At 74.1% G+C, this 25,521-nt stretch carries 19 protein-coding genes; 6 read left to right on the top strand and 13 right to left on the bottom strand.

Annotation, left to right across the window (positions count from 1 at the left end):
* Positions 1–48 precede the first annotated feature (48 nt).
* Together ACFWUZ_RS09280 and ACFWUZ_RS09275 are read left to right on the top strand one after the other, a co-directional pair.
* Positions 49–285, top strand: a complete 237-nt coding sequence (locus ACFWUZ_RS09280) for a hypothetical protein (RefSeq protein ID WP_384369639.1) — start codon at positions 49–51, stop codon at positions 283–285.
* Positions 286–497: 212 nt separating this feature from the next.
* The gene (locus tag ACFWUZ_RS09275; protein WP_384369636.1) at positions 498–887 is read left to right on the top strand and encodes a hypothetical protein; all 390 of its coding nucleotides are present in this window, start codon (positions 498–500) and stop codon (positions 885–887) included.
* Positions 888–916: 29 nt separating this feature from the next.
* Here the strand turns inward: ACFWUZ_RS09275 and katG are convergent, their stop codons facing one another.
* The 3 genes from katG to ACFWUZ_RS09260 form a co-directional block, all read right to left on the bottom strand.
* Positions 917–3,106, bottom strand: coding sequence for a catalase/peroxidase HPI (gene katG / locus ACFWUZ_RS09270; RefSeq protein WP_384369633.1), 2,190 nt, complete (start codon positions 3,104–3,106; stop codon positions 917–919).
* Positions 3,107–3,623: 517 nt separating this feature from the next.
* Positions 3,624–5,186, bottom strand: coding sequence for a mucoidy inhibitor MuiA family protein (locus ACFWUZ_RS09265; RefSeq protein ID WP_384369630.1), 1,563 nt, complete (start codon positions 5,184–5,186; stop codon positions 3,624–3,626).
* A gap of 8 nt (positions 5,187–5,194) precedes the next feature.
* Complete coding sequence (locus ACFWUZ_RS09260) at positions 5,195–7,243, bottom strand: DUF4139 domain-containing protein (RefSeq protein WP_384369627.1); 2,049 nt, start codon at positions 7,241–7,243, stop codon at positions 5,195–5,197.
* 366 nt (positions 7,244–7,609) lie between these two features.
* On the opposite strand from ACFWUZ_RS09260, the gene ACFWUZ_RS09255 reads away from it, so the two are divergent.
* Positions 7,610–8,965 carry a lysine N(6)-hydroxylase/L-ornithine N(5)-oxygenase family protein gene (locus tag ACFWUZ_RS09255; protein ID WP_384369624.1) on the top strand — a complete coding sequence of 452 codons (1,356 nt, stop codon included), beginning with the start codon at positions 7,610–7,612 and terminating at the stop codon, positions 8,963–8,965.
* A 165-nt stretch (positions 8,966–9,130) separates the two neighbouring features.
* Positions 9,131–10,054 (top strand): phosphotransferase family protein, encoded by a 924-nt coding sequence (locus ACFWUZ_RS09250; protein ID WP_384369621.1) that lies wholly within the window; start codon positions 9,131–9,133, stop codon positions 10,052–10,054.
* Positions 10,055–10,226: 172 nt separating this feature from the next.
* Here the strand turns inward: ACFWUZ_RS09250 and ACFWUZ_RS09245 are convergent, their stop codons facing one another.
* From ACFWUZ_RS09245 to ACFWUZ_RS09205, 9 genes are all read right to left on the bottom strand, one after another.
* Positions 10,227–11,147 (bottom strand): DUF6891 domain-containing protein, encoded by a 921-nt coding sequence (locus ACFWUZ_RS09245; protein ID WP_384369618.1) that lies wholly within the window; start codon positions 11,145–11,147, stop codon positions 10,227–10,229.
* Positions 11,148–11,204: 57 nt separating this feature from the next.
* A complete protein-coding gene (gene bla, locus ACFWUZ_RS09240) occupies positions 11,205–12,122 on the bottom strand; it encodes a class A beta-lactamase (protein ID WP_384369615.1) in 918 nt (305 codons plus the stop codon).
* A 462-nt stretch (positions 12,123–12,584) separates the two neighbouring features.
* Positions 12,585–15,137 (bottom strand): acyl-CoA reductase, encoded by a 2,553-nt coding sequence (locus ACFWUZ_RS09235; RefSeq protein ID WP_384369612.1) that lies wholly within the window; start codon positions 15,135–15,137, stop codon positions 12,585–12,587.
* 2 nt (positions 15,138–15,139) lie between these two features.
* On the bottom strand, positions 15,140–16,288 hold the full coding sequence (locus tag ACFWUZ_RS09230) for an acyl-protein synthase (RefSeq protein WP_384369609.1): 1,149 nt from the start codon (positions 16,286–16,288) through the stop codon (positions 15,140–15,142).
* Complete coding sequence (locus ACFWUZ_RS09225) at positions 16,285–17,436, bottom strand: GNAT family N-acetyltransferase (RefSeq protein WP_384369606.1); 1,152 nt, start codon at positions 17,434–17,436, stop codon at positions 16,285–16,287. The genes ACFWUZ_RS09230 and ACFWUZ_RS09225 overlap by 4 nt, the downstream gene beginning before the upstream one ends.
* Complete coding sequence (locus ACFWUZ_RS09220; protein ID WP_384369603.1) at positions 17,433–18,905, bottom strand: MFS transporter; 1,473 nt, start codon at positions 18,903–18,905, stop codon at positions 17,433–17,435. Before ACFWUZ_RS09220 ends, ACFWUZ_RS09225 begins: the two co-directional genes overlap by 4 nt.
* Positions 18,902–20,185, bottom strand: coding sequence for a phenylacetate--CoA ligase family protein (locus ACFWUZ_RS09215; protein ID WP_384369601.1), 1,284 nt, complete (start codon positions 20,183–20,185; stop codon positions 18,902–18,904). Before ACFWUZ_RS09215 ends, ACFWUZ_RS09220 begins: the two co-directional genes overlap by 4 nt.
* 242 nt (positions 20,186–20,427) lie before the next feature.
* Complete coding sequence (locus ACFWUZ_RS09210; RefSeq protein WP_384369598.1) at positions 20,428–21,087, bottom strand: response regulator; 660 nt, start codon at positions 21,085–21,087, stop codon at positions 20,428–20,430.
* Positions 21,084–22,346 (bottom strand): sensor histidine kinase, encoded by a 1,263-nt coding sequence (locus ACFWUZ_RS09205; protein ID WP_384369595.1) that lies wholly within the window; start codon positions 22,344–22,346, stop codon positions 21,084–21,086. The genes ACFWUZ_RS09210 and ACFWUZ_RS09205 overlap by 4 nt, the downstream gene beginning before the upstream one ends.
* Positions 22,347–22,479: 133 nt before the next feature.
* On the opposite strand from ACFWUZ_RS09205, the gene ACFWUZ_RS09200 reads away from it, so the two are divergent.
* Positions 22,480–23,388, top strand: a complete 909-nt coding sequence (locus ACFWUZ_RS09200) for an ABC transporter ATP-binding protein (RefSeq protein WP_384369592.1) — start codon at positions 22,480–22,482, stop codon at positions 23,386–23,388.
* Positions 23,385–24,242 (top strand): ABC transporter permease subunit, encoded by an 858-nt coding sequence (locus tag ACFWUZ_RS09195; protein WP_384369589.1) that lies wholly within the window; start codon positions 23,385–23,387, stop codon positions 24,240–24,242. The genes ACFWUZ_RS09200 and ACFWUZ_RS09195 overlap by 4 nt, the downstream gene beginning before the upstream one ends.
* 54 nt (positions 24,243–24,296) lie before the next feature.
* Here the strand turns inward: ACFWUZ_RS09195 and ACFWUZ_RS09190 are convergent, their stop codons facing one another.
* The gene (locus tag ACFWUZ_RS09190) at positions 24,297–25,508 is read right to left on the bottom strand and encodes a hypothetical protein (protein WP_384369586.1); all 1,212 of its coding nucleotides are present in this window, start codon (positions 25,506–25,508) and stop codon (positions 24,297–24,299) included.
* Positions 25,509–25,521 lie beyond the last annotated feature (13 nt).

Raw genomic sequence — 25,521 nt, 5'->3', positions numbered from 1 at the left:
GGAGTGGCCGGGGCCCCGCGCCCCGGTGAACAGTGCAGGAGGCTGCGCATGACCGAGGTCGCGAGTCCTCACATCTCCGCGGCGCGGGTCACCGTACTCGGCGTGAATCCCGGTGACCCGCCGTTCCGCATCGTGGAGATCGACGGCGAGTTCGTCAGCACCGCCAAATCCATGACGGACGTGCTCCTGACCGCCGCGTCCGCCGGCATCACGATCCACGACCTGGACGACCCGGGCGAGGTCCGCTGGGTCGGCGGCGGGAAGTTCCACTGGCACGCCCACTGACGCGACCGTCCCCCTCGCTCGTTGCCCCGGCCCGGCAGGCAGGAACGCCCGTGCACTGCCGGGAGCGGGCGGAAGGCCGACACGAACGGCGGCGAGCGCAACGCGTCGCCCCGGGCGGACCTCTCGACGCCGGCCGGTGAACCGTGGGAGGCGGACTTCCGGCGACCCGATCCGGTGCTGTCGGAGATGGAGCCGACGACAAGGTCGTCGGCGTGATCTGGCACGGGCGGGTCGTCGAGGTACGGGACTCCGGCGGACGGCGGCAGCAGACGTCCGGCGGCCCCGTGGGGTGGCCCGCGGACCGTCTCGGCGGCGCACTGGCCTGTACGTCGATCGGCCTGACCGCCCTCCTCGGAGGGGTCTGGCCCCTCCTCGCCGGGGGCGACCGGCGCCACGCGAGAGCGGCGGCCGTGGTGCGGTGGCACGGCGTCGGCATCGGCGCCGCGGCCCTGCTGACGCTCTGGTGGCAGGCGGGCGGGGACCGGCCGGTCTGGGTGATCCCGGCAGTGTGGGGGCCGATCGCGCTGGCCCTCCTGGCCTCCACGGCGGCCTTCACCACCGCCGCCCTCAGGGATCCCGGCGGTGTCCCGGCCCGCCGGTGAGGGGCCGGCCGGGACACCGGAGCGGTGGATCAGGCCAGGTCGAACCGGTCGAGGTTCATCACCTTGTCCCAGGCCGCCACGAAGTCGCGCACGAACTTCTCCGCCGCGTCCGCGGACGCGTAGACCTCGGAGATCGCCCGGAGCTGGGAGTGCGAACCGAAGACCAGGTCGACGGCGGTGGCCGTCCACTTCGGCTCGCCCGTGACCCGGTCCCGGCCCTCGAAGACGTTCTCGTCCGAGGCCGACACCTTCCACTCCGTACCCATGTCCAGCAGGTTGACGAAGAACTCGTTCGTCAGGGTCTCCTGCCGCTGGGTGAAGACGCCGTGCCGGGACCCCTCGAAGCCGGTGCCCAGGGCCCGCATGCCGCCGATGAGCACCGTCATCTCGGGTGCGGTCAGCGTCAACAGGTTGGCGCGGTCCAGCAGGAGGGTCTCCGCAGACAGCTTCTCCCCCGCCCGGAGGTAGTTGCGGAAGCCGTCCGCCTTGGGCTCGAGGACGGCGAACGACTGGGCGTCGGTCTGCTCCTGCGAGGCGTCCGTGCGCCCCGGAGCGAACGGGACCGTGATGTCGTGCCCGGCGTTCTTCGCCGCCTGCTCGACGGCCGCGCACCCGCCCAGGACGATCAGGTCGGCGAGCGAGACCTTCTTCCCGCCGGTCTGCGAGCCGTTGAAGTCCTGCTGGATCTGCTCGAGGGTCCGTACGGTCTCGGTCACCTCGGGCACGGCATTGGACTCCCAGTCCCGCTGCGGCGCGAGCCGGATCCGTGCGCCGTTGGCCCCGCCGCGCTTGTCGGTGCCGCGGAAGCTCGCCGCCGCCGCCCACGCGGTGGTGGCCAGCTGGGAGACGGACCGTCCCGAGGCGAGGATCCGGCCCTTGAGGGCGGCGATGTCCCCGCCCGAGACCAGCTCGTGGTCGACCGCGGGCACGGGGTCCTGCCACAGCTGCGGCTCGGGGACCCACGGGCCGAGGTAGCGCGAGACGGGGCCCATGTCGCGGTGCAGCAGCTTGTACCAGGCCTTGGCGAACGCCGCCGCGAGCTGGTCCGGGTTCTCGTGGAAGCGCTTGGCGATCGGCCCGTAGACCGGATCCAGCTTCAGCGACAGGTCCGTCGTCAGCATCATCGGGGCGTGCCTCTTCGACGCGTCGTGCGCATCGGGCACGGTGCCCTGGGCCGAGGGGTCCGTGGGGGTCCACTGCTTCGCCCCGGCCGGGCTGGTGGTCAGCTCCCAGTCGTACCGGAACAGGTTGTCCAGGTACCCGTTGTCCCACTTCGTCGGCTCGGAGGTCCACGCGCCCTCGAGGCCGCTGGTCAGCGTGTCGGCGCCCTTGCCGCTGCCGTACGTGTTCTTCCAGCCGAGGCCCTGCTGCTCGATGGGGCAGGCCTCGGGCTCCGGACCGATCGCCTCGGGATCGACCGCGCCGTGGCACTTGCCGAAGGTGTGGCCGCCGATGATGAGCGCGGCGGTCTCCTCGTCGTTCATCGCCATGCGCGCGAACGTCTCGCGGATGTCCCGGGCGGCGGCGATCGGATCCGGGTTGCCGTTGGGCCCCTCCGGATTGACGTAGATCAGCCCCATCTGCACGGCACCGAAAGGCCCGGTGAGTTCCCTGTCGCCGCTGTAGCGCGCGTCACCGAGCCAGGTGTCCTCCGGCCCCCAGAAGATCTCCTCCGGCTCCCAGATGTCCTCCCGCCCGAAGGCGAACCCGAACGTCTTGAACCCCATCGACTCCATCGCACAGTTGCCGGCGAAGACCAGGAGGTCGGCCCAGGAGATCTTCCGGCCGTACTTCTGCTTGACGGGCCACAGCAGGCGGCGCGCCTTGTCGAGGCTCGCGTTGTCCGGCCAGCTGTTGAGGGGGGCGAAGCGCTGGGAGCCGGCGCCGCCGCCGCCCCGGCCGTCCTCGATGCGGTACGTCCCCGCGGAATGCCAGCTCATCCGGATGAACAGGGGACCGTAGTGGCCGTAGTCGGCGGGCCACCAGTCCTGCGAGGCCGTCATCACCTCGAAGACGTCCTGCTTCAGCGCCTCGAGGTCCAGGGCCGCGAACTCTTCCGCGTAGTCGAAGTCGGCACCCATCGGATGGGAGAGGGGCGAGTGCTGATGGAGAACCTGGAGGTCCAGCTGGTCCGGCCACCAGTCCCGGTTCGTTCTGGGGCGGGTCGGCTTGGGGGTGGGGGCGGGGATTGCTGGGTTCTCGCTTTCGCTGCCGGACACGTCCGTCCTTCTTCCTGTCTCGGTGTTTCCCTCTGCTGGCCGATTGCTGTCGACGCCGTCTGCTTTTCCGATTCGAGCACTGCGATCCGCGTCAACAGCGCGCCACGGCGCCCGTCGGCCGAATTCACCCGATCGGACCCGCGGCAGTCGACACGGGACCAGCGGCCGGCGAGAACCTTGCCTCACCATATGTGGACAATTAAGCGCATATCGGCGTCCGTATGGTCGCGCACCGGGGACCGGACCGCGACGAGAACACGCAGGGCCCTTGGCACAACAAGCCGCCGAAGTCAAAAATCCCGGCTCGACCGGCCGTGGCCGGGTGCGTCGTCCACGCCGTCGCCGGGCTGCCCTGCCCCCCGTCAGGCGTGGACCGGCGGCGGGAAGCGGCCGCCCCGCCGCCTGGGGGAACCGGGCCCGCGGCGCGGAGCCGCCCTTCCCGGGCGCGGGCGGGCGGGCCGGACTGAGGGGTCCTGCTCCCGGCCGGCCGGGAGCAGGTGCGCGACGGTGGCCGCGCTCAGAGACCGGCGACCTTGGCGCTCGCCGACAGCTCGTAGACCAGGGTGACCGTCCGGCGGCCACCGGGCGGGAGGGCGACGTCCCAGCGGGCGATGCCTTCGGCGTCGACCACCTCGGGCGGCGGGGAGCAGGCCTCCTTGCGCAGACGCACCTCCACCGCGGACACCTCGGACACCGGGATCCGCTCCCGCAGGACGACCACCCGGTCGCCTTGCTCCCCGGGTGCGGAGAACCGCGACAGGTGCAGCCGGACCGTCCGGGTCACCACGGTCCGCTGCCCGAACCCGGCGGCATCGCGGGACTCCTGGGCCTGCCGGACCACCCCGTGGTCGTCGCAGCTGCCGAAGGCCAGCTCGACGGGGGCCCCGGGGGCGGTGAACTCCAGCGTGCCGCGCCCGCTGAATCCGCTGCCGCGGACCAGGTCGACGGGCCCGGCGAGCAGCGCGTGGCCGGACAGGTTGTCGAACCGCACCACCTGGGTGACCAGCGGCGACACCTCGGGCGAGCAGGCGTACTCGCTGCCCGCGGCCGTGGTGAACACCGACAGCGGCACGCGGTGGGCACGGCCGTCCCCGGGCACGGAGACCGGTGCGGGGGAGACCAGCACGCGCGCTTCGCCACCGTCGTCCACCCCCGGCAGGCCGAGCACCGGGGCCGGGCCGAGGACTGCGATCTCCTCCTCGCGCAGTTCGACCTCCACCGTGCGGCGCTCGGCCGCGGAGCGGTCCTTGAGCGTCAGCCGGTCCTCGCCCAGCCGGGGCGGATCGGAGGCCAGCGCCGACCGCGCGGTCGACAAGGTCAGCCGTACGTCCGACCAGTCCTCCCCGGTGCGCTGCCAGACCATCGCGTCGGTCTCCAGGGTCAGGGCGTCCCCGTCGAGCACGGCCCGGTACGCGGGCCGCCACAGCGCGCACGGCGTGAGGTGGCTCAGCCGCAGCTCCACCGGCCCGGCGGCCGCGGCCTCCACGGTCAGCTCGACGTGGCCGACCAGCTCGGCGGGCGCCTCCTCGGAGAGGTCCAGGGCCTGCTGGGTCTGCCCGAGTTCGGTGGCGAGGGCGGCCAGCCGGGCCTCGACGGCGCGCAGTTGCTCGCCGTACGTGTCGCGCTCCCCGTCCACCCGGTCCAGTTCGCGGGCCCAGCGGGGCCCGTCGGTCTCCCCGGAGCCGGCTCCTTCGCCGATCTCCCGCAGCAGGTCCGCGGCGAGGCGGCCGAGCACGTCGAGCCGGGCGTGCAGCCGGTCGCGCCGCCGCCCGAGGTCCAGCCGTTCCTCTTCGAGGGCGTGCACGCGCAGGCGCAGGGCGGAGTCGTCGTCGGCGGACGGCAGCGGATTGCGCGGCGTCCAGCTGCGGACGATCCGCACGTCGAGCACGGTCGCGGGCGAACCGGCGGCCAGTTCGGCGTGCAGCGTCCGGTCGACGGCCAGCGCGCTGACCGGCCCGAGACGCAGCCGCTGGACCCCGGCCCGCAGGTCGAGTACGGCGGTGCGCTCGACGTGGGCGCGGTCCTCGAGGCACGTGACGGCGGTGACGGGGAGGGCGATCGCCCCCGGGTCCGTGGACATGGCGTGTGTCAGCTCCTGCGGTTGCCGCCGACCAGGGCCTTGCCGGTCGGGATGCGGATCTCGTAGCCGCCGTCGAGGGCGGCGGTGGCGCCTGCGGGCAGGTCCAGCCGCCAGACGCGGGTGCCCGGGGCATGGTGCTCGGGCCCGGTGCCGTCCTCGGGCGCCGTCCAATCGGCCCGCTCCTCGATCCGGACGTCCGGTTCGGAGGAGACCGGCACCCGCTCGCGGACCTCGACGGTGACGGGCCGGGCGAGCCGGTTGGCCAGTTCCACGCGGACGCGGTGGTCGAGCACGGTGATGTTGTTGCGCAGGCCCGCCGTCGACTCGTTCAGGTGCGTGCGGCGGGTGACCCGGATGCCCTCGGCCGGCCCGAGCCCCACCCTGCGGACAGCACCGGGGGCGAGCGTGGGCAGCGCGGCGGTCAGCAGGAACTCGCCGTCGACGGTGACCTCCACCGGTCCCGCCAGCAGCGCCTGGTCGGTGGCGTTGGAGAGCACCAGCGTCGCGTACACGGTCTGCTCCACCGACGGCACGCACAGGTACTCGGTGCTCAGCCCGACCGGGATCTCGGTGACGGTGACGGTGTGCCAGGTGCCGTCCGACGGGATGTCGGCGCGGGCGGCCGCATCGAAGCGGTGGTCGAAGGAGCCCGCCGACTCGCGGGGCCGCACGGCCTGTCCGGGCAGCGGCAGCGAAGCCACCGTCTCGGCGCGTCGGCGGTGTTGGGCCGCCACCGGGTCGACGGGGGCGCCGGGGAACAGCCGGCCCCTGCGCCCACCCGGCTCGTCGGGGCCGCACAGGACGAGGGCGGCGTAGTCGAGTTCGGCGCCGCTCGGCTGCGGCGGCCCGGCTTCCTGCGCCGGAGGGGGCGGCGGCGCGGCCCGGCCGGGAGCACCCGGCGCCATGCCCGCGGGTGCCATGGGGGCGGGAGGCGCGGCTGCCGGAGCCCCGGTGAAGGACCGCGGGCGGGCCAGCGGGGGCACGGCTCCGCCGGCGGGCATCGGGAACGAGGCCTGCGGAGCGCCGTAGCCCTGCATCGGCGCCGGGGGAGGCGGCGGTGGCGGAACGGGGCCGGAGGCGGCGGCGGGAGCGGGGCGGGCCGAGACGGCCACAGGTACGGAGGGGGAGGCGGGGCCGGGGCCGGCCGCCTCGTACCCGGCGAACAGCCCGGCGAGCCCCGCGGGAGGCTCGCGCCAGCCGGAGGCCGCGGGGGCGGGCTGACGGCGTCCGATCCGGACCGAGCGGAGCTTCGGCAGGTCGGTGCGGCGCTGCAGGTCGGCGGTGGCCAGGGCGATGCGCACGCCGGTCCAGTCCTCGCCGGTCCGCTGGGCCACCGAGGCACGGAGCACCAGACGGCCGGTGCCGTCGCCCTGGCGGTGGGTGAGCCGGTAGGCCGGAACCCACACGGCTCCCGGCACCCCGTACTCCAGCTCGACCTCCACCTCCGCGTCCGCGGCGCCGTCCAGCGTCAGGACCGCGCAGACGGTGGTGTCCACGTGCGCCGGGGGCGCGTCGGTGGAGGCGCGGGCCAGCCGGTCGGCGGCGACGGCGAGTCGGTGCCCGGCCTCGCGCAGCGCCTCCTCCAGCTCGGCGAGGCGGGCGTGCAGTCCCGCCAGCCGCTCGTCGACGAAGCCGGCGAGCTCCAGCCAGGCGTCGACGGGGGTGCGGCGGTGCGGGGCGTCGCGCCTGCGGGCGGGCGGGACCGGGTGGAGGGCCCTGACCTCCTCGATCAGACGCAGCTGCCGGTCCCGGCGGCCCTGCGCGGCGGCGTGCTCGTCGGTCAGCTGTTCGACCTCGCGCCGCAGGCCGTCGGGCGTGGCCGTGCCGAGCGGTCCGGCCTCGACTTCCACCCGGGCCTCGGTGACGCGTACCGCGGGGGCGCCCAGGACTCGGGCGCGCAGCGAGCCCGGGTCCAGCGAACGGGGCAGTCCCGTCACGCGCACCCGGCCGTCAGGGGGCACGCTGCCCCGGGCCAGGCGGCGGCAGACCGCGCCCTTCGCGTACACGACGACCGAGTCGAGGCCCGACGTCCACCGTGGTGCTGTTCCTGCCGTCATGCGTTCCGCCCCCTGCCGCGTCCCTGCTGAGCGCAGCCTACGCCCGGGCCGGCCGGTGCGGGGCACCGAGCCCCGCCGTCCCGCGCTGCCGGTTCGGGGCGCTCGGCCGCCGGCCCGCGGAACCGTTGCCGTCGACGAAGGGGGCCTGGGTGTGGTCATGGCCGTCACGTGCACGCGAGTTGAGGTCCCCGCGCCGGCCGGGTGCCCGTTTTATCCATCGACAGTTCGGTTGAAGTCAGCTTAGCCTTGCCTAAGTTCGGGTCGCCGCGGTTCCGTCGGCGTGCCCGACTCCCGTACTTCCCGCTGCTCGACCGCCGGCCGCCGGCCCGCTCGGCACGGCGGCTGCCCTTGCACGATGGGAGTGACATGGCACAGGCTCGCCCTGACGACGTCCCGTTGATCCACGACCTCATAGGCATCGGCTTCGGACCGTCCAACGTGGCCATGGCGATAGCGGTCAGCGAGCACGACGCACGCATCGGCGGGCAGGACGTGACCACCGCTCACTTCTTCGAACAGCAGCCGTCCTTCGGCTGGCACCGCGGCATGCTCATCGACGACGCGACCATGCAGGTGAGCTTCCTCAAGGACCTGGTGACCCTCCGGAACCCGGCCAGCGAGTTCAGCTTCCTGTGCTATCTGAAGAGCAACGGGCGGCTGGTCGACTTCATCAACCACAAGAACCTCTTCCCCCTGCGGGTGGAGTTCCATGACTACTTCGAGTGGGCCGCGGCCCAGGTCGACGACATGGTCTCCTACGGCCATGAGGTCGTGGGCGTCACGCCCGTCGTCCGCGACGGAGTCGTGGAGCACCTGGACGTGACCGTGCGCTCCCCCGAGGGCCTCGCGCGGCACCGGGCCCGCAACCTCGTCATCGGAACCGGCCTGCGCCCCCTCATGCCGGACGGCGTGGAGCGCACCGACCGCGTCTGGCACAACTCCGACCTGCTGAGCAAGGTGGACGGCCTGGAAGGCTGCGACCCCTCCCGCTTCGTCGTCGTGGGCGCCGGGCAGAGTGCCGCCGAGAACGTCGCCTACCTGCACCGGCGCTTCCCCCGGGCCGAGGTCTGCGCCGTCTTCGCCCGGTACGGGTACAGCCCCGCCGACGACAGCGGCTTCGCCAACCGGATCTTCGACCCCGCGGCGGTGGACGAGTTCTTCACCGCCCCCGAGGACGTCAAGCGCAGGCTGATGGACTACCACGGCAACACCCATCACTCCGTGGTGGACACCGAGCTCATCGACACGCTGTACCGGCAGATGTACCAGGAGAAGGTCCTCGGCACCGAGCGCCTGCGCTTCCTCAACGTATCGCGGCTGACCGCCGTCAAGGAGACCCCGGCCACCGTCAACGCCACCGTGCGGTCGCTCGTCACCGGGGAGGAGACCTCCCTGGACGCGGACGTCGTGGTCTTCGCCACGGGCTACCGCCCCGCCGACCCGCTCGGCCTCCTCGGCGAGGTCGCCGACCGGTGCCTGCGCGACGAGCGGGGCCGCGTCCGCATCGAGCGCGACTACCGCATCGTGACCGATCCCGGCCTGCGCTGCGGCATCTACGTGCAGGGCGGCACCGAGCACACGCACGGCATCACCTCGTCCCTGCTCTCCAACACGGCCGTCAGGGTCGGCGAGATCCTGGATTCGCTCCTCGGCCGGAGCCCGGTGTCCGTTCCCGACGAGGTCCGGACGGTCATCGAGGGAACCGGCAGACCGGCCCGCTGACCGGACCGCCGCCGGTCCGGACCTCCGTACCGGCGCGGTACGGATCGTGCAGGGCCGGGCGGCGGGCGGGCACCGTGATCCGGATCGCACGGGACGCCTGACGGTCCCCGGTCACCGCGAAAACAGGTTTGCGGGCCACGCCTCGGGCGTCCTACGGTGCGGATCATGCTGCCCAGGGTCGAAACGGACGAAGAGTGGGACACCGTGGTCCCCGACGAGACGCTCATGCGGCCGGGGGTCGAGGACCTCTGTGCCCGGCTCGGCCTCGGCGCCGCCCCGATCAGCCGGTTCCCCGAAGGATCGCAGCCGGTCTACGCGATCGGCGAGGAACACGTCCTCAAGCTCTTCCCGGCGGCCGCCGCCGAGGACGGGATCGCCGAAGGCCGCGTCCTGTCCTTCCTGCACGGGCGGCTGCCCGTACCGACGCCGGAGGTACGCGACTTCGGCCCCTACGTGAACGGCTGGCAGTACGTGCTGATGTCCCGCCTCACCGGAGCCCACCTGGCCCCCGCCTGGGCGGACATCCCGCAGGACGGCCGGGAACGCCTGGTGACCGAGACGGGCGAGACCCTCGCCGTCCTGCACTCCCTGGACCCCGCACCGCTGGCGGACGTCCTCGGCCCGGCGCAGTGGGACGAGTTCGTCGAGCGACGGCGCCGGAGCACGGTCGAGCAGCAGCGCCGGCACGGACTCGCCGACGCATGGCTGGACCGGATCCCCGAGTTCCTCGCCTCGGTCCCCCTGCCCTGCGCGCCGCCCCGTTCCCTGTTGCACACCGAGGTCATGCAGCAGCACCTGCTCCACGACGCCGAAGGGCCCCGCCTGACCGGGCTCTTCGACTTCGAGCCGGCGATGATCGGCGACCCCGCGTACGACTTCGTCGGCGTCGGCCTGTTCGTCACGCGCGGCGACCCGAGGCTGCTGCGCCGCCTCTGCACGGCGTACGGCAGGACCTTCGACCCCGCCCAGCTGCTCGCGTACACCCTGCTGCACGTCTACAGCAACCTGCCCTGGTACATGAAAGAACTGCCGGTGCCGCCGGACGCGCCTCTGGCAGAGGTGGCGGAGGCCTGGTTCGGCACGGCCTGAACCCCTCGGCCGGGCGGGGGCCGACTGCGCCGTGTACCGCAAGTGGATCTCGTCAGCTGCTTCAGCGCCTCGAGGAGCGCGGAGCCAGCACCTTCGTTCCGTTGTGACGGCAGGACGAAGTAACCCGCATCGGCGGGTCGGGCGGGGCGCACGGTGAAGTCTGTAGTCCCTCCTAGCCGACGAGCCGTCTGCGCCAGTCCAGCGGGGTGACCGTGACGGCCTGGCCCGGATCCCCGTCCCACACCGTGGGCAGTCCCGCACGGGAAAGGGCGGCGACGACCTCCCGGCCGACCGCGGCCGTGGTGGCGGCGGAGCCGTCGAAGCCTCCGTACAGCAGGGTCAGGCCGTGCCCGGCCGCCGCGGAGTCCGTGCACTGCTGGTGGAAGTAGACGAAGCCGCGGGCGTCCGCCCGGCCCTCCGCACCGATCTCGCTGTTCCCGCAGCTGCGGCAGCAGGTGAAGTCCTCCCGGGCCGTGATGCCCGCGGCGTCCAGCTCGGCGAAGGCCCGGGCCAGCCGCTCGGGGTCGGTCTCGCCCTCCCAGACGGCCTGCTCCCCGACCCTTTCGAGCCACAGCCGGTCCGCCAGCGCCGCGGCCTGAGCAGGCGAGACGGGCCGGCGGTCCCCGGACACCAGGTGGTCCTCCGCCAGTTCGGCGAGCCGGGCGCGCGTCGTGTAGCCGCCGGCCAGCACCTCCCGGATCCGGCCCTCCAGCAGCCGCAGCTCCTCCTCGCACAGGTCGAGCGGCGGCGCCGGTTCCACGGGCGGGAACGCGACGGGCGTCCAGACCGGCCCGGCGTCCCAGCCGTCCGGGCGGCCGCCCGCCCATGCGGTCATCGCGGCGACGACCGTCCCGGGGTCGTCGACCGACGTGCCGAAGTGCCGGTCGGGGCCGCCCGCCCGGTGCTCCAGCGTGTAGTCGCCACCGGTACGGTGCCACACCTGGACGAAGACGTCGGGCAGGTCGGGGACGGCCTGGACGACGAGGAACCGGTCCCCGTCGGCGCCGATCCCGTGGACCAGCGCGGCGAGTTCCCCCTCGTCGGGCCGTACGTGGCGGCGGCCGGATTCGGTCAGGACGGTGATCGCGAGCATGGTGACCACTGTGCCAGGGGCCACTGACAGCCCCTCACCCGTCCGTCGCGCCGGCCCTCAGACCAGCGCGTCCGCCAGCAGCTCCGCGGTCCTGGCGATCAGCGTGTCGTCGCGTACTGCGGCCGCCTCCGGCATGGTGGTGAGGACGGCGAGCACCAGCGGTGCCCGCCCCGGAGGCCAGGCGATGCCCACGTTGTTGTTGGTCCCGTACGCACCGGCACCGGTCTTGTCCGCCACGGCCCAGTCGCCGGACAGGCCGGCCCGGAGCCGGGTCGCGCTGGTGGTGTTGGCCAGCAGCCACCCGTTCAACAGCTCCCGGTGGCGCGGGGCCAGCGCGTCGCCGAGGGACAGCCGGGCGTAGGTCAGCGCGATCGCGCGGGGCTCGGTGGTGTCGGCCACCCGCCACGGCTCGGCCGAGTTCAGTGCGGGCTCCCACCGGTCGAGCCGTGTCGTACGGTCCCCCAGCGAACGGCAGAACCGGGTCACCGCGGCCGGGCCGCCGAGCCTGCGGAGCAGGAGGTTGGCGGCGGCGTTGTCGCTCCGGGCGATCGCGGCCGAGCACAGTTCCGCCACGGTCAGACCGCCGGCGATGTTCTCGTCCCGTCCCGTGACGTCCCCGCCGCCCGCGTCGGTGACGTCCTGCCGCGTCCAGAAGACGCGCCGGGCGAGCTCGGTGCCGTCGTGGTCGAGGTCCCGCAGCACCGCGGCCGCGGCGAGCGTCTTGAACACCGAGCACATGGGGAACCGTTCACCGGCACGGTGGAGCACGGTCCGGCCGGTGGCGGTGTCCCGTTCGTACACCCCCACCCGCGCCCCGTACTCGTCCTCCAGGGCCCGCAGCCGCGCCACGACACCCCCCTCGCCGCGCGGCGACGCGGCACGGGCCGCGCCCGCCGGCAAGGCCGCGGCCAGGGCTGCGCCCGCGCCCGCGGTCAGCAGGGCACGACGGGACGGTACTGCCCCCGGGGTCTTCACGTCAGCTCTCCTCTTTCCGTCCGACCTGCCTGGCGGTGTGGTGCCGAAGACACCGAACCTGACCGATTCGGTTCCCGGGACTCCCGCCACGGTGGGCGGGCGACCGGCATCCGGGTGGTGTGCGCGGCGGCCCGCAGCCGGCCCCCGGCAGGGCGAACAGCGGGCAGCGCAGAGCAGAAACGATGCTTTCCGGCCGGGGTTCCGCCACCCCGGCCGGACTTCACCCGTTCGCGCCGTCGAGGCCCAGGGGCACCCGGGTGCACGGCGCCGCGAACGTCCGGGTGGCGGACGCCTCCGCCTTCCCGCGCCTCCCCGGCCAGGACCTCCCGCGCGACGCGGGCCGAGACCCGCGGCGGGTCCCGATCCAGCGCCCCGGGCCCCGCCCGTCCGTCGGCCCCGGTCGTCCCACCGGGGCCGGCGGACACCCGGCGCCACCGGCAGAGCACGCCGGGGCCGTTCGGACTAGCGGCGTGCGTCCACCACGGCGAGGAGCTTGCCGCTGGTCGGGCTGCGGTCCAGCGACGCGCCGTCGACCGCCTCGACCACCAGGTCCAGCAGCCGCTCCGCGACCGCCGAGCGCAGCTCCGGATATCCCGCCAGGAAAACCTCCCGCAGCCGCTCCGGGTCGGTCGTCCCGCCCCGCTCCACCCGTACGGTCAGCCGTTCGCGCGCCTCCGCCGCGTCGAGCCGGATCTGCAACTCGCCGCGATGGCCGCCGCGTCCGCCGGCCAGGTCCAGGAAGCGGCGGTGGTTCAGGAAGTACGTCGCCACCCGCACCACGTCGCCGGTGCGCCCCCTCAGCTCGAAGCGCGGGGCGTGCCGGCCGCAGGGACAACGGCCCGGGACCTCCCGGCCGAGGTCGCCGATCACGTACCGGCCCAGCTGCTGTCCGCGCCGGGCGTGCGTGGTGAAGACCAGCCGGCCCGTGCCGCCCGGGGCCACCGGCCGGTCCTCGTCCGGCTCCAATATCTCCATCGTGTGGAGGTCGGCGTGCAGGTGGTGGACCCCGCCGGAGCTTTCGGTGCACTGGTAGCCCAGCGGGCCGAGGTCCGTGCTTCCGTACGTGATCGAGCGGACCAGCTCGATGCCGAAGGTGTCCCGCAGGGTGCCCTGCTGCTCCTCGGTGAAGTGCTCGCCGCCGTAGAAGACCTTCCGCAGGCCCCCGTACGCGCGCAGGGCGTCGGCCTCGGCGTGCAGCAGCTGCCACAGGTAGGAGGGCATGCCGAACAGGGTGTCGGCGCCGTGCTCGATGACGGCCCGGGCCGTCGCGCGGTGGTCCGGCCCGGCGGCCAGCGGCAGCTGCACCCCGCCGAGCCGCTCCAGCACGGAGAAGAAGCTGATGAAGCTGCCGTACATGCCGCCGCAGTAGAACAGGTTCGCGGTCCGGTCCCCGACCGGGTCGTAGCCGGCGGCGAGCAGGCCGCGGGCGGCGGCGTGCATCTGGGTGTCGTAGTCGTCGTAGCTGAAGACCGACAGCTCGGGCGCGCCGGTGCTGCCGCCGCTGTGGAAGTACAGCTCGGCATCGGCCCGCGCCAGCTGCCGTCCCGGTTCCCGCACGTCCTCCTTGCCCAGCAGCGGGCCCGCGGGTGGCGGCAGGACGACGGGCCGGGCCAGGTCGTCCAGACAGGCGGTGGTGGCGAAGCGGGCGGGGTCGGCCCGGACCGCGACGCGGCGGCTGTAGCGCTGCAGGGCGTAGACGCCGTCGTGCGGCTCGCCGGCGTAGCTGTCCAGCATGGACCCGACCGGCGTGACCCGGGTGACGCCCGCGGCCAGGGCCGTACGGGACAGCTCGGCGATGTCCGCAGGGCTGCCGGCGAGGCCCGCCGTCTGGAGGTAGCGGCGCATCGGGCGCAGGGTGGCGATCATCAGCTTGCGGGGCAGCGGCTTGACCCACACGCTGCGGTGCAGCGGCGAGGCGGTGAGCGGCGACCGGGTGTCGGCCATGACCCGCCACGAACCGTCGGGCGCGGCGAACACCCGGGTCAGCCCCAGGTGTTCCTCCAGCCGGGCCACCAGCTCGGTGGTCGTCAGCTCCGCCTCCTCGGCAGGATCCCGCTCGCCCCCGGGAGCGCCGGTCACGGCGGGGGGCCGGGCCGCGAGGACCGCGGCGAGACGCTCGGCGAAGGCGAAGACCTCCTCCTCGTCCTCGGTGTCGAGGTAGACCACCTGGGGGCTGGAACACGCCTGCTGCTCGTGCAGGCACACGTCGTCCGCGAGCGCGTCGAGCGTGCCCGCGTCCGACCAGGCGTCACCCGTCAGGTACGCGAAGGAGATCCGGTGCCCCCACTCCACCAGCCGGCAGCCGGCCGGCACATGGGCGGCCACCCCGGCGACGGCACCCTCCCCGCCCCATACGGCGACGGCGTCCGCGGGCGCGCACATCAGGCGCAGCCACTCCTGCCGGGAGGACGGGAAGCGCAGTACGACGACCCGCGCGGCCAGCGCACCGCTGGGGTCCAGGGCCGCGAGCTCGGCCATCAGGTGCTGGGTCAGCAGGGTGTCACCGCTGCTGACCTTGAGGACGTTGACGTTTCCCGCGAGCAGGCCCTCGACGATGCTCAGCGGCGCCACCGTCGAGGCGTTGCCAGGGGCGATGTGGGCGACCAGGCCGACGGGCGCCCACGCCTCGTAGACCGTCTCGCGCGGATCGGCCCGGTTCAGCCGGCCGGGGGCCGCGCTGCCGAGTTCCCTGCGCAGTTTGCGGGTCAGTTCCCTGCGCCCGAGGAGGCCGCCGAGTTCGGCCAGGACCGCCGGGTCCTCTCCTGCGGGCAGGTGCGCGGCCAGCCGTGCGCGCACCGGGTGCGCCGGGTCGCGCAGGGCGGTGGCGAGTGCGTCGCAGGCGGCCAGGACGGTCTCGGTCTCCAGCACCGTGGCCAGGGCGTCCTCGACGGCGGCGGGCAGGGCCGCGAGGCGGCGCCCGGCCTCGTCGTCGTCGATGAAGGTGCCCTGCCAGTAGTGGGGGACGGCGCCCGCGGCGGCGCCGTGGTGCTCGTACGCGGCTTCGTTCTCCGTCACGGTCACGCCATGCCCTTCATCAGTTCCGCTGCGGCCACCGCGCAGCTGCGGTTGCGGCTCACCCCGGCACGGCCGTGGACGGTGAACCAGGGGGTCTCCAGTGCGCACCCGCAGGCGTCGCCCGGCTGGAGGGAGGCGAGGTCGCCCATGACCACGCTCTGCGCCGGTACCGAGGTGATGTACGGCGACACGAGGTGCAGGTAGCCCCGCTCCCCGTAGGGCAGGGGTTCGAGCGTGCGGGTCGATCGGATCGTGACCCGGGACCAGACGGGGGCGTGGAGCCGGTGGTGGTCGCACTCGATGTACGGGATGCAGTGCTCCACCGACCCGAAGGTGTCCCGGATCCGCTCGCCCGGGACGCCCAGTTGCTCGGTGACGCGGGCGTACAGCTCCTCCTTGCCGATGCGCCGGTCGGCGTGACCCTTCCAGCCGCCGCCGAGGACGACGAGGGAGCCTTCGGGCAGGCGCAGCGGAGGCAGTCCCATCGCCCGCATCCGCTCCAGGGTGAAGAAGAGGAAGGCCGGGAAGCCGAGGATGCGGACCGGGGCGTCCTCCCGCTCGAAGCGGCGCAGCGCGGCGATGCAGCCGAAGGGGTCGAACTCGTGGTCGCCGCCGGTGTTGCGCAGGGCGTACGCGACGCTGCGCGCCGGGGCGAAGTCGCACAGGTAGTTGTCGGTGAAGGCGGTTCCGAGGTTCAGCGAGGGGGACGGTTCGTAGCTGTACAGGAGGTAGTTGACCTCCTGGTCGGGGGTGATCCAGCCGTTGCGTTCGAAGATCCGGGCGACCATGCGCTGGGCCGAGCGGATGGTCCAGTGGTCGAAGAACATCTGTGACTTCTGGCCGGTGGTGCCGGAGGAGGTCAGGTGCAGCTCGACGTCCTCGCGCGGGACGGAGAGCACCTCGTGCCGCTTGAAGAAGTTCGCGTGGACGAGCGGCGCGCGGTACGGCTCCGCCGGGGGAGTGGCCTCGTACAGGGAGCGGAAGAACGGCGAGCGCTCCACGTGCCAGGCGTGGCTCTCCGCCATGGCCGCGGCGAACAGTTCGTCCTCCGCGGGCCCGTAGGCGTAGGGGTCGGTCAGATCGCACAGCTGTTGTACGTGGGGCAGGAGGGCCGGGTCGGGTACGGCGACCGGCGCGAGATGGGGGTTCATGGGGCAACCTCGGATGGTGTGGGCAGGTGTGTCGACGCCCAGGCCGACACGTAGCAGTCCAGGTAGGGCTGGAGGGACGGTTCGACGGCGACGCCGCGGAAGTCGATGCGCTCGCTGGAACGGGACAGGACCGCGTAGTCGTGGAAGCCGTTGCCGTCGCCGTCGGCGCGCATGGCCGGGTACACGGCTCCGGCGACGAACCCCTGGGCCAGGAAGGCCGAGAGGGCCTCCTGGTGCGCCAGTGGCACCAGGGCCTCGACGTAGCCCGCCCCCGCGCGGGCCAGGGCCCGGGTGACGGGTTCCAGGTACGCGGCCGCGGCGGCCGGGTCGGGGTGGGCCGTCAGCAGGGCGGCGTACCCGCCGGCGCGGTTGAGGTAGGCGTAGACCTCGAACCGGCCGTCCTCGGGGGTGAGCAGCACGTTCGGGGTGTGCAGCGGATAGAACCAGCCCTCGGTGCAGGGGAACCGCTCGCGGAAGCGGCGGCGTACGAAGGCCGGCGCCTCGATCATCTCCAGCCGTTCGACGGCCCCGTGCGGCGCGGGGACGGGGAGCGGGCCGTCGGCGGCCCGGACCCCGGGGTAGCCGATGCCGAGCGCGGCCTCGGCGGTGCGCAGCAACGGCAGCAGCGGGGCCGGCACTTCGGTGACCGGCCTGCGGCGGTCCAGGACCCCCGCGGAGTGACGCGCGTAGAGCGCGAGGCTCTCGCGGCTGCGGAGATCCACGGCGTTGGGCAGGATGCCCAGCGGGCGGAAGCCGTTGCGTGCGACGACGCGCTGCGGACCGGCGCTGACGGTGCGTACGGTCGCGTACACCGAGTCCAGCCGCCCCGTGTCCAGCATCCCGGCGCACAGCGCCCCGGTCAGCGCGGCGGCCAGTCCCCCCGAGCGGTGCCCCGGGTGCACGGCGATCCCCTCCAGGCGGCCGATGCGGCTGCCCGCCTCCCCGTGGATGGCGGCGGACGAGGTGAGGGCGCCTGTGTCGGCGCAGCGGCCGACGAGCCAGAGGGAGTGCGGGTCCGCGATGAGCCGGGCCATCTCGGCCGGGTCGGTGCCGAGGGCCACGGGGTAGTGCGGCCCGTACACGGCGTAGTAGAGCTGGCGCAGTTCGGCGATGTCCGCGCAGGCGGCCGGCGTGATGACGGGGTTCACCGGCTGCCTCCGACGGGTCCGGCCGCCCGGCCGGCACCCGTAGCCGTATCGGTGGTCGCATCCGTGGCCGCGTCCTCGTCCGTGCCGGCCTCCGGGGCCGCGTCCGGGTCGGCTGCGGGCGGCGCGGGGGTACGGGCCCCGAGCAGGGCCAGCGCGCAGGCGGCGGGGGCCAGGCCGATGCCCTGCACCAGGCACAGCGTCTGCGGCGGGAGGAAGTCGCCGGCGACGCCGAACACCAGGGACGCCACCGGCAGGGAGGCCCCCAGCACAGCCTGCATCACGGCGAAGAACCCGGGCTTGTCCGCCGTCGGCACCAGCCGCTGGAACAGGGCCACGAAGCGGACGCTGACGGCCCCGGCGCACCAGCCGGCCACCGCCAGGCATCCCGCGACGGCCAGGCGGTGCGTGACCAGCCCCGGCAGCGCCAGGGCGAGGGCCATCAGGCCCAGGCAGTAGGCTCCGGCGACCGTGGGACGTCCCGGCACGCGTGTACCGGTGAAGGCGCCGATGAGCGCCCCCGCGCCCAGGGAGGCCTCCAGCAGGGCCACGGTCGCGCCACCGCCCCCCAGGACCGAGCGGGTGTAGAGGGGGATGACGACGAACACGGCGGTGGTGAACAGGTTCGCCGCGGTGAAGCAGATCAGGATCCGCCGCACGTAGGGCAGTTCGCCGAGGATGCGGCGCAGCGGGCGCGGCCGGGGCACGGACGGGGCAGGGCCGCCCGCGGCGGCCGGGTCGGGCGCTCCGGTCCGGAAACGGGCGCTCGCGACGAGGACCGCGGCGCCGAGGTAGGCGGCCGCGCAGCCCGCGGCCAGCCCGGCCACACCGGCCCGGTCGACGGTCAGGGCGCCGAGCAGCGCCCCGCCGAGACCGGCCAGGGACTGGGTGGACAGTTCGAAGCCGGTGGCCGTCTCGATGTCGGCGTCGTCGACGAGTTCGGGCACCGAGGTGGTCAGGCAGGGGTCGAAGAACGCCTGGCAGGTGGCCAGGGCGAGGGCTGCGGCGTACACGGAGGCGAGCGGCAGGCCGCCGCCGTGCGCCCACAGCGCGAGCGCGCACGAGGCGGCCCCGGCCAGCAGTGCGGCGGTCCGCAGGATCGAACGGTGGGCGAACCGGGCGACGGCACCGGCCACGACGGGTGCCAGCGCCACGGCGGGCAGCGTGCAGGCCGCCATGAACAACCCGGACGCCAGACCGCGGGAGTCGTCCACCGCGTAGGCGACGATCCACCAGGACACCCCGACCTGGAACATGCGCACGGCGGCCTGGGTGAGGACCTGCCCGAGCCACACGGCCGCGAAGGCGCGGTTGCGCAGGATCAGCGGAGGGCGCCTGCCGCCGGTCCGGGCGCCGTCCCCGGCCGCACCCTCCACCGCGGTGCCCGTGCCCGTGTCCGTGCCGGTGGCGGCTCCGGCGTGTGTCGCGGTCCCGGTCCCGGTCCCGCTTGCGGTATCCGACGAGGCGCTCATGCGGTCGGCCTCTCGTCCAGGACCCGGACGAGCTTGCCCGAGCGGGGGTTGACGGCGAGGTCGCGGTGGCGCGCCCACTCCACCGCCAGCGGGTGCACGAACCCGGCGCGCACACTGTCCGGGTACAGGGGCCGTACGTTCTCCAGCTCCGTGACCACGGCCTCGGCCAGTGCGGCGCGGCCACCCGAGACCTCCCCGGAGGCCTCGCCTGCGGGGGCCGTCGCCAGCCGCAGGACGAGCCCGTCGCGGCCGTCCCACCGCCGGACGACGAGCTGCATGCCGACCACCTGCCCCGCGGTGTCCGCAGCGGCCACCGCGTCCTGGGCGTCCTGCGTGTACAGGGAGACGGGTCCCACCCGTACGCCCTCCTCGGCGCGGCCGAGGATCCGGAAGTGGCCGGGTCCGTCGCCGGTCCACTCGGCGCGGTCGCCGGCGGGGTAGCGGATGATCGGCATGAGCCGGCGGAAGAGGCTGGTGACGACCACCCGGCCGGGCCGGCCCGGCGCGGTGACCGGCTCGTCGGTGGAGTCGTCGAGGATCTCCACGACCGCATGCGGGGTGAAGGCCCGGTGCACCCGGGCGTCGGGGCCGGGGACGGGCCGGCCGAGCAGGCCGGCGTCGACGCTGGCGTACCCGACGGAACGGGCTTCGGCGCGGGGGAACGCGGCGGCCAGCAGCCGGCGCTGGTCGTCGAAGAGGGCCTCGCCGCCGAAGAGGAGCAACTCCACCGAGTCGAGGCGGACACCGCAGGAGACGACCTGTTCGGCGAGCCGGCACAAGGTGGTGGGCGTGCCGGCCACCACCTGGGCGGCGAGATCGCGCAGCGTGGGGATCGTCGACTCCAGCGGTGCGCCGCCGCCGATGGGCAGGCGGACGTTGTCCACGGGCGCGTGGGCGAGCGAGTCGAGGACGAAGAGGAAGCTGGCGTACAGCTCCCCGGCGTAGAAGAGGTCGGCGACGCGGTGTCCCGGTCGCAGACCCGCGTCCACGAGCCCCGCGCCGAAGGAGGTGACGAACGTGCGCCACTCGTCCCGGGTGTAGACGGAGAACTTGGGGGATCCGGTGGTGCCGCCGGTCTTGTAGACCGTGGCCTCGCTGAGCGGGCCGGTCAGGACGCGGCTGTCGTGCAGGGTGTTGGCCGCCCAGAACTCCTGCTGGTCGACCACCGGCAGGTCGGTGAGGCGGTCGACGTGCGGCGGCAGGGATGCGTAGAGGTCGCGGTAGAAAGGCGAGTTGTGACGGGCGAAACGTATGAGGTCCGAGAGCTGCTGGGCGGACATGGGCCTTTGCCTAGGTGACGGAATCGGGACGGGAGTCACGGCGGGCGCGGCGAGAACGAGCTCGCCCACGGGATCGGCCGGTGTGAACGGGGGACCCCCCCCGGCGCCCCCGCCTCCTCGACGCACGCCAGAAGCTGACGCGCAGTCACGATGATGAAACATCAGTGCGCTTGTCACCAAATTGACGTGGTATTTCCGGCCAGCTCAGCCGCGTCCGCCCCTATCTTCCGCCCGCTGCCGGCTCACCGGGACGCGGTGACCAGGCCCGCCTCGTAGGCCAGGATCACCAGCTGCACCCGGTCGCGGGCGCCGAGCTTGGCGAGCAGCCGGGTCAGGTAGGTCTTCGCGGTGGCGATGCTGATGCAGAGTGCGTCGGCGATCTCCGCATTCGACAGGCCCCTGCCGACCAGGGTCAGGACCTCGCGTTCCCGCTCGGTGATCCCGCCGAGCTCCGCACGCGACGGCGGCGTCGCCGCGGGACGGGCGGTGAACTCCTTGATGAGCCGGCGGGTGACACTCGGCGCGATCAGGGCGTCCCCGGCGGCGACGGTCCGGACCGCCCCGAGGATGTCGTCGAGGGCCATGTCCTTGACGAGGAACCCGGACGCGCCGGCGTGCAGGGCCCCGTACACGCAGTCGTCGTCGTCGAAGGTGGTCAGGACGACCACGCGGGCTGAACCCGCGGCCGCGGTGATCAGGCGAGTGGCCTCGATGCCGTCCATGCCGGGCATCCGCAGGTCCATCACCACCACGTCCGGGGCGAGTTCCGCCGCCAGCCGGACCGCTTCCGCGCCGTTGTCCGCCTCGCCCACCACCTCGATGTCCGCGGTATCGGTGATCACCATCTGCAAGGCGGCGCGGACCAGGGGCTGGTCGTCGGTGAGTACGACTCGGATCGTCATGCGGTTCCCGTCTTCGCTCCCGTGCCGGTGCCGGCCGGCACCGGAATCCTCGCCGCGACCCGGAAGCCGCCTCCCGGGCGCGGCCCGGCGGTGAAGTCCCCGTGCAGCAGGGCGACCCGCTCCCGCATGCCGGCCAGACCGTATCCGCTGTCCGTGCCGGTGCCGCCACCGGCTCCACGGTCGGAGACCTCGACGGTCAGCTCCTCCTCGCCGTAGTCGACATCCACCCGGCAGGAATCGGAACCCGAGTGCCGGACGGCGTTGGTCACCGACTCCTGGACGATGCGGAACGCCGCGAGGTCGACTTCGGCCGGCAACGGACGCCGCCTGCCCCGCCACCGCACCTCGACGCGGACCCCGGCGGCGGTGGTCCTCGCGGCGAGCTGCTCCACGTCCGCCAGACCGGCGGCCGGCTGCAGGGGCGCCGGTCCGTGCGCAGGGCCGGTCCGCCCTCCCGCGCGGTCGTGCTGGTCTGCCTGGCGCAGCGCACCGAGCATCCTGCGCAGCCCGGCCAGCGTCTCGCGGCCCGCCTGCTCCACGGTGAGCATCGCCTCGCGCGCCCGCTCCGGCTGGGTCCCGACGACCCTGGCCGCGGCGCCGGCCTGCAGGGCGATGATGCCGATGCTGTGGGCGACGGTGTCGTGCATCTCGCGGGCGATGCGCAGCCGTTCGGCGGTGACGGCCTGGACGGCGGCCCGCGCGTGCAGGTCTTCGGTGTGGGCGCGGGCCTGGTGCACGGAGTTGCCGATGAGCCAGGCGGTGACGGCCGTCAGGGCCACGAACGGCTCCTGGGCGATGCCCGAGCCGACCCCCGCGAGCAGCCGCACGAGGGCGTAGCCGCCGAGCAGCCCGAGCAGCGCGAAGCCCGCGGTGAACGACTCCCGGCGCGGCCGGGTGGCCGCGAGGTAGCAGAGGGCGACGTCCAGGGCCAGGAACTGGGTGGGCGGGATCTCGTCCTGGCGCCAGGCCAGGGTCGATACGGCCGTGCCGGCCATCAGCAGGCCGAACGCCGTGCCGGACCTGCGGCGCAACAGCACGCTGCCGACCAGGACCAGCGCGAAGGCGAGGCCGAGCAGGAGCCTGGCCCCCGGCGGATCCAGCCCGTCCCGTGGGTAGTTGAGCGAGTACGCCTGCTGCGGCGGCATCAGGACGTACTCGACGATCGGTGCCACCGCGGCCGCGTACCACGCCAGGGCCGGCCACAGGCCCGGCGGTATGCGTGTGAGCAGCGGCAACGGCGGGGGCGACGGGGCGGACATGGTGTGATCGTAAGCGCCGTCGCGTGACGGGGCATCGGACCCGGGGCGTACAACCGGGGTCGACACCCGCGCCCGCCGGATGTCACCGCCGGTCCGACGACAGGCGGGGCCTCCCACCGGCACCGTTGTCCACATGATCGAAGTCAATGAGCTGACGAAGCGCTACGGCGGTACCACCGCCGTCCACGGCCTCACCTTCACCGTGCGGCCCGGCCGGGTGACCGGGTTCCTCGGACCGAACGGCGCCGGCAAGAGCACCACCCTCAGGATGCTCCTCGGCCTGCACGAGCCGACCAGCGGCACCGTCACCATCGACGGCCGTGCCTTCCGGGACCGCCCCCGCGGCCTGCGCCACGCGGGCGCCCTCCTCGACGCGCACGACGTGCACGGCGGACGCACCGCCTACGCCCAGCTGTCCGCGCTGGCCCGCAGCAACCGCATCCCGGGCCGCCGGGTGGAGGAGGTGCTGCAGGAGGTCGGCCTCGCCGGCGCCGCCCGCCGCCGCATCGGAGGGTTCTCCCTCGGCATGAAGCAGCGCCTCGGCATCGCGTCCGCCCTGCTGGGCGACCCGCCGGTGCTGCTCTTCGACGAGCCGCTCAACGGCCTCGACCCGGAAGGCGTCAGGTGGGTGCGCGACCTGTTCCGGCGGCTCGCCGCCGAGGGCCGCACCGTCTTCGTGTCGAGCCACCTGATGTCGGAGATGGAACACACCGCCGACGAGCTGATCGTCATCGGCCGCGGCGAGTTGATCGCGGCGGAGAGCCTCGCGGACTTCTCCGCCCGCGGCACCCGGCAGCACGTCACCGTCGGCACGCCCGCCCCAGCCCTCCTGCGGGACCTGCTGGCAGCCGAGTCCGCCGAGGTCCGGGTGGAGGGCGAGCTGCTCACCGTGACCGGTCCGACCGCGGTCCGGATCGGTGAAGTCGCCCTGGAGCACCGCATCCCGCTGCACCACCTCAGCACCGCGTCCCCCTCCCTGGAAGACGCCTTCATGGAACTCACCGCCGACAGCGTCCAGTACCTCGCAGGAGGCTCCCGATGACCCCGCCCACGACCCTGCCGGACACCCCCGCCCGGGACCTCGGCGCCGGCGAACCCGGCGCCCGGTTCCTCGACCTGGCCGCCGCCGAGTGGATCAAGCTCCGGTCGCTGCGCTCGACCTGGACCGCGTACGGGGCCACCGCCCTGGCCGTCATCGCGTTCAACGCGGGCACCGCCTACGACACGTACAGCTACTGGCCGGCCCGGAGTGCGGCGGAGCGGGACGAGTTCGTCCGGAACGGGATCCCGCTGCAGGAGGCGTTCACCGCGAACGCCGCCGTGGTCATGATGCTCGCCCTCGTCGCCGTCGGGGCCGTCACGATCCTCGGCGAGTACGGCACGGGCACCATCCGCACGACGTTCGCGGCCGTTCCGGCCCGCCGTTCGGTGATGGCCGCCAAGGCGGCGGTCCTCGCGGCGGTCACCACCGCCTTCGGCGCGGTCGTCGCGGGAGCCTCCTTCGCCCTGACACAGGCGATCCTCGGTGCCCGGGACGCGGGCGTCCCGATCAGCCACCCCGGCGCGCTGGCCCTCGTCCTGGCCTCCGCCCTCCTCGCCCCCGTCTGCGCGCTCACCGGCATGGCGATCGGCTCCGTCATCAGGCGGACCGCGGCCACGATGACGGTCTCGGTCGTGGTCGTCCTCGTGCTGCCCCTCGTCTTCTCGGACGACCGCCACTGGTCGGCCGTTGCCGGACACGCCACCCTCTACCAGGCGTGGCTCCGGCTCGCGGAGGCCGGACTCCCCCCGACCGCCTACCCGTGGACCGCCGCCGGAGCCTGGACCGTCTACGCCGTGTGGGCGGGCGCCGCGACCGCGCTCGCCGTCACCGGCGTGCACCGGCGCGACCAGTGAACCGCGGGGTGCCGGGGGCGGCCGGCACCCCCGCGGACACCTCCCCGGGGCCGCTCAGTCCTGCCAGTAGAACAGCAGCGTCTGCACATCGAGCGGTTGACGGCTCCCGAAGTGGTAGACACCGAGGTCCGTGACGCGGACCGAGCCGGTGGCCGCGTCGATCCAGCGGAAACCGGCCGCTTCGAGGGCGGCGCGCGCGGCGGGATCTTCGTCGTGGTCCCCCGCGAACCGCCCCAGCGTGCTGATCAACACCTCGCTCCCGTCCCCCCGGTACCCGATCACGTGGTACGTACCGCCACCCTGGCGGTTGGCCTCGCCGCAGGACAGCGGAGGGCGGGGAGCCAGCCCCGCCGCCGACAGCGCGGCCACGGCCAGGGCCAGTTGCTCCTCCTCGTCCGGCGCCGGTGGCGGCTCGGTGCACAGCGCCTCGACCCGCCACCGCGGGTCGCTCTGCTTCTCGCACGTGTGCCCGTACCGGTGCACGATCGCCCGGCGGAGCTCCTCGTCCAGGCCGTCGACCTCCACCCGGGGCCGCCCCAGCGCCTCGTACACGGCCCGGGTCCCGGCCACGTCACCGGTCAGCCGTTGCAGGGCGTACGCGGCCCACAGCCGCGCGTCGGCCGTCGGCGCCCCGGTCAGGTAGGCGCGGACCTGGTCCGGGCACGTCAGCAGGGACTGCGCGAGGTGCGCCACCTGCGGGTCGGGGTCCGCGAGGGCGCCGGTGACGTCCTCGCCGCCGCGGTGGCGCATCCGGACGGCGACGGCCCGGTCCTCCGGGCGGCCGCCGTCGAGCCGGCCGAGCACCGCCTCCGCCCCGTACCGGTCCGCGAGCGCGTCCAGCCCGGCCTCGCCGACCGCCCGATCGGTCTGCCAGGGGCTGAACGCCAGGGTCGCCAGTCCGGCCGCCGCCGTGCGGTCCCCGAGCGCCGCGCGCGCCCGGAGGACCGCCTGGGGCATGCCGTACGACGTCTCCCGGAGCCGGTCCTCGTGGCGCAGCCACGGCAGGAGTTCCGCCCGGTCCGACAGGAGGACCAGCAGGGCCCTGCGGACCGTCCCGGAGCCGGCGGTGTCGCGGACGCAGGCGAGCAGCTCACCGAGCCCGGCCCGCGGCACCCGGCCCGCCAGCGCCTCCACGCAGGCCGTCCGGCGCCACCAGGGCTGCGCGGGGTCGACGGCGCACCGTACGAGCAGGTCGGCGTCGTACGCCCGCAGCCCGGCCGCGTCGGCCCGGCCGGGCTGGGGAGTCAACGTCTCGATGGTCGGCATCCGGGGATGCTAC

It is taken from the genome of Streptomyces sp. NPDC058646 (assembly GCF_042716875.1).
GTDB lineage: Bacteria > Actinomycetota > Actinomycetes > Streptomycetales > Streptomycetaceae > Streptomyces.
This window is presented reverse-complemented; position numbering and strand designations above follow the sequence as displayed.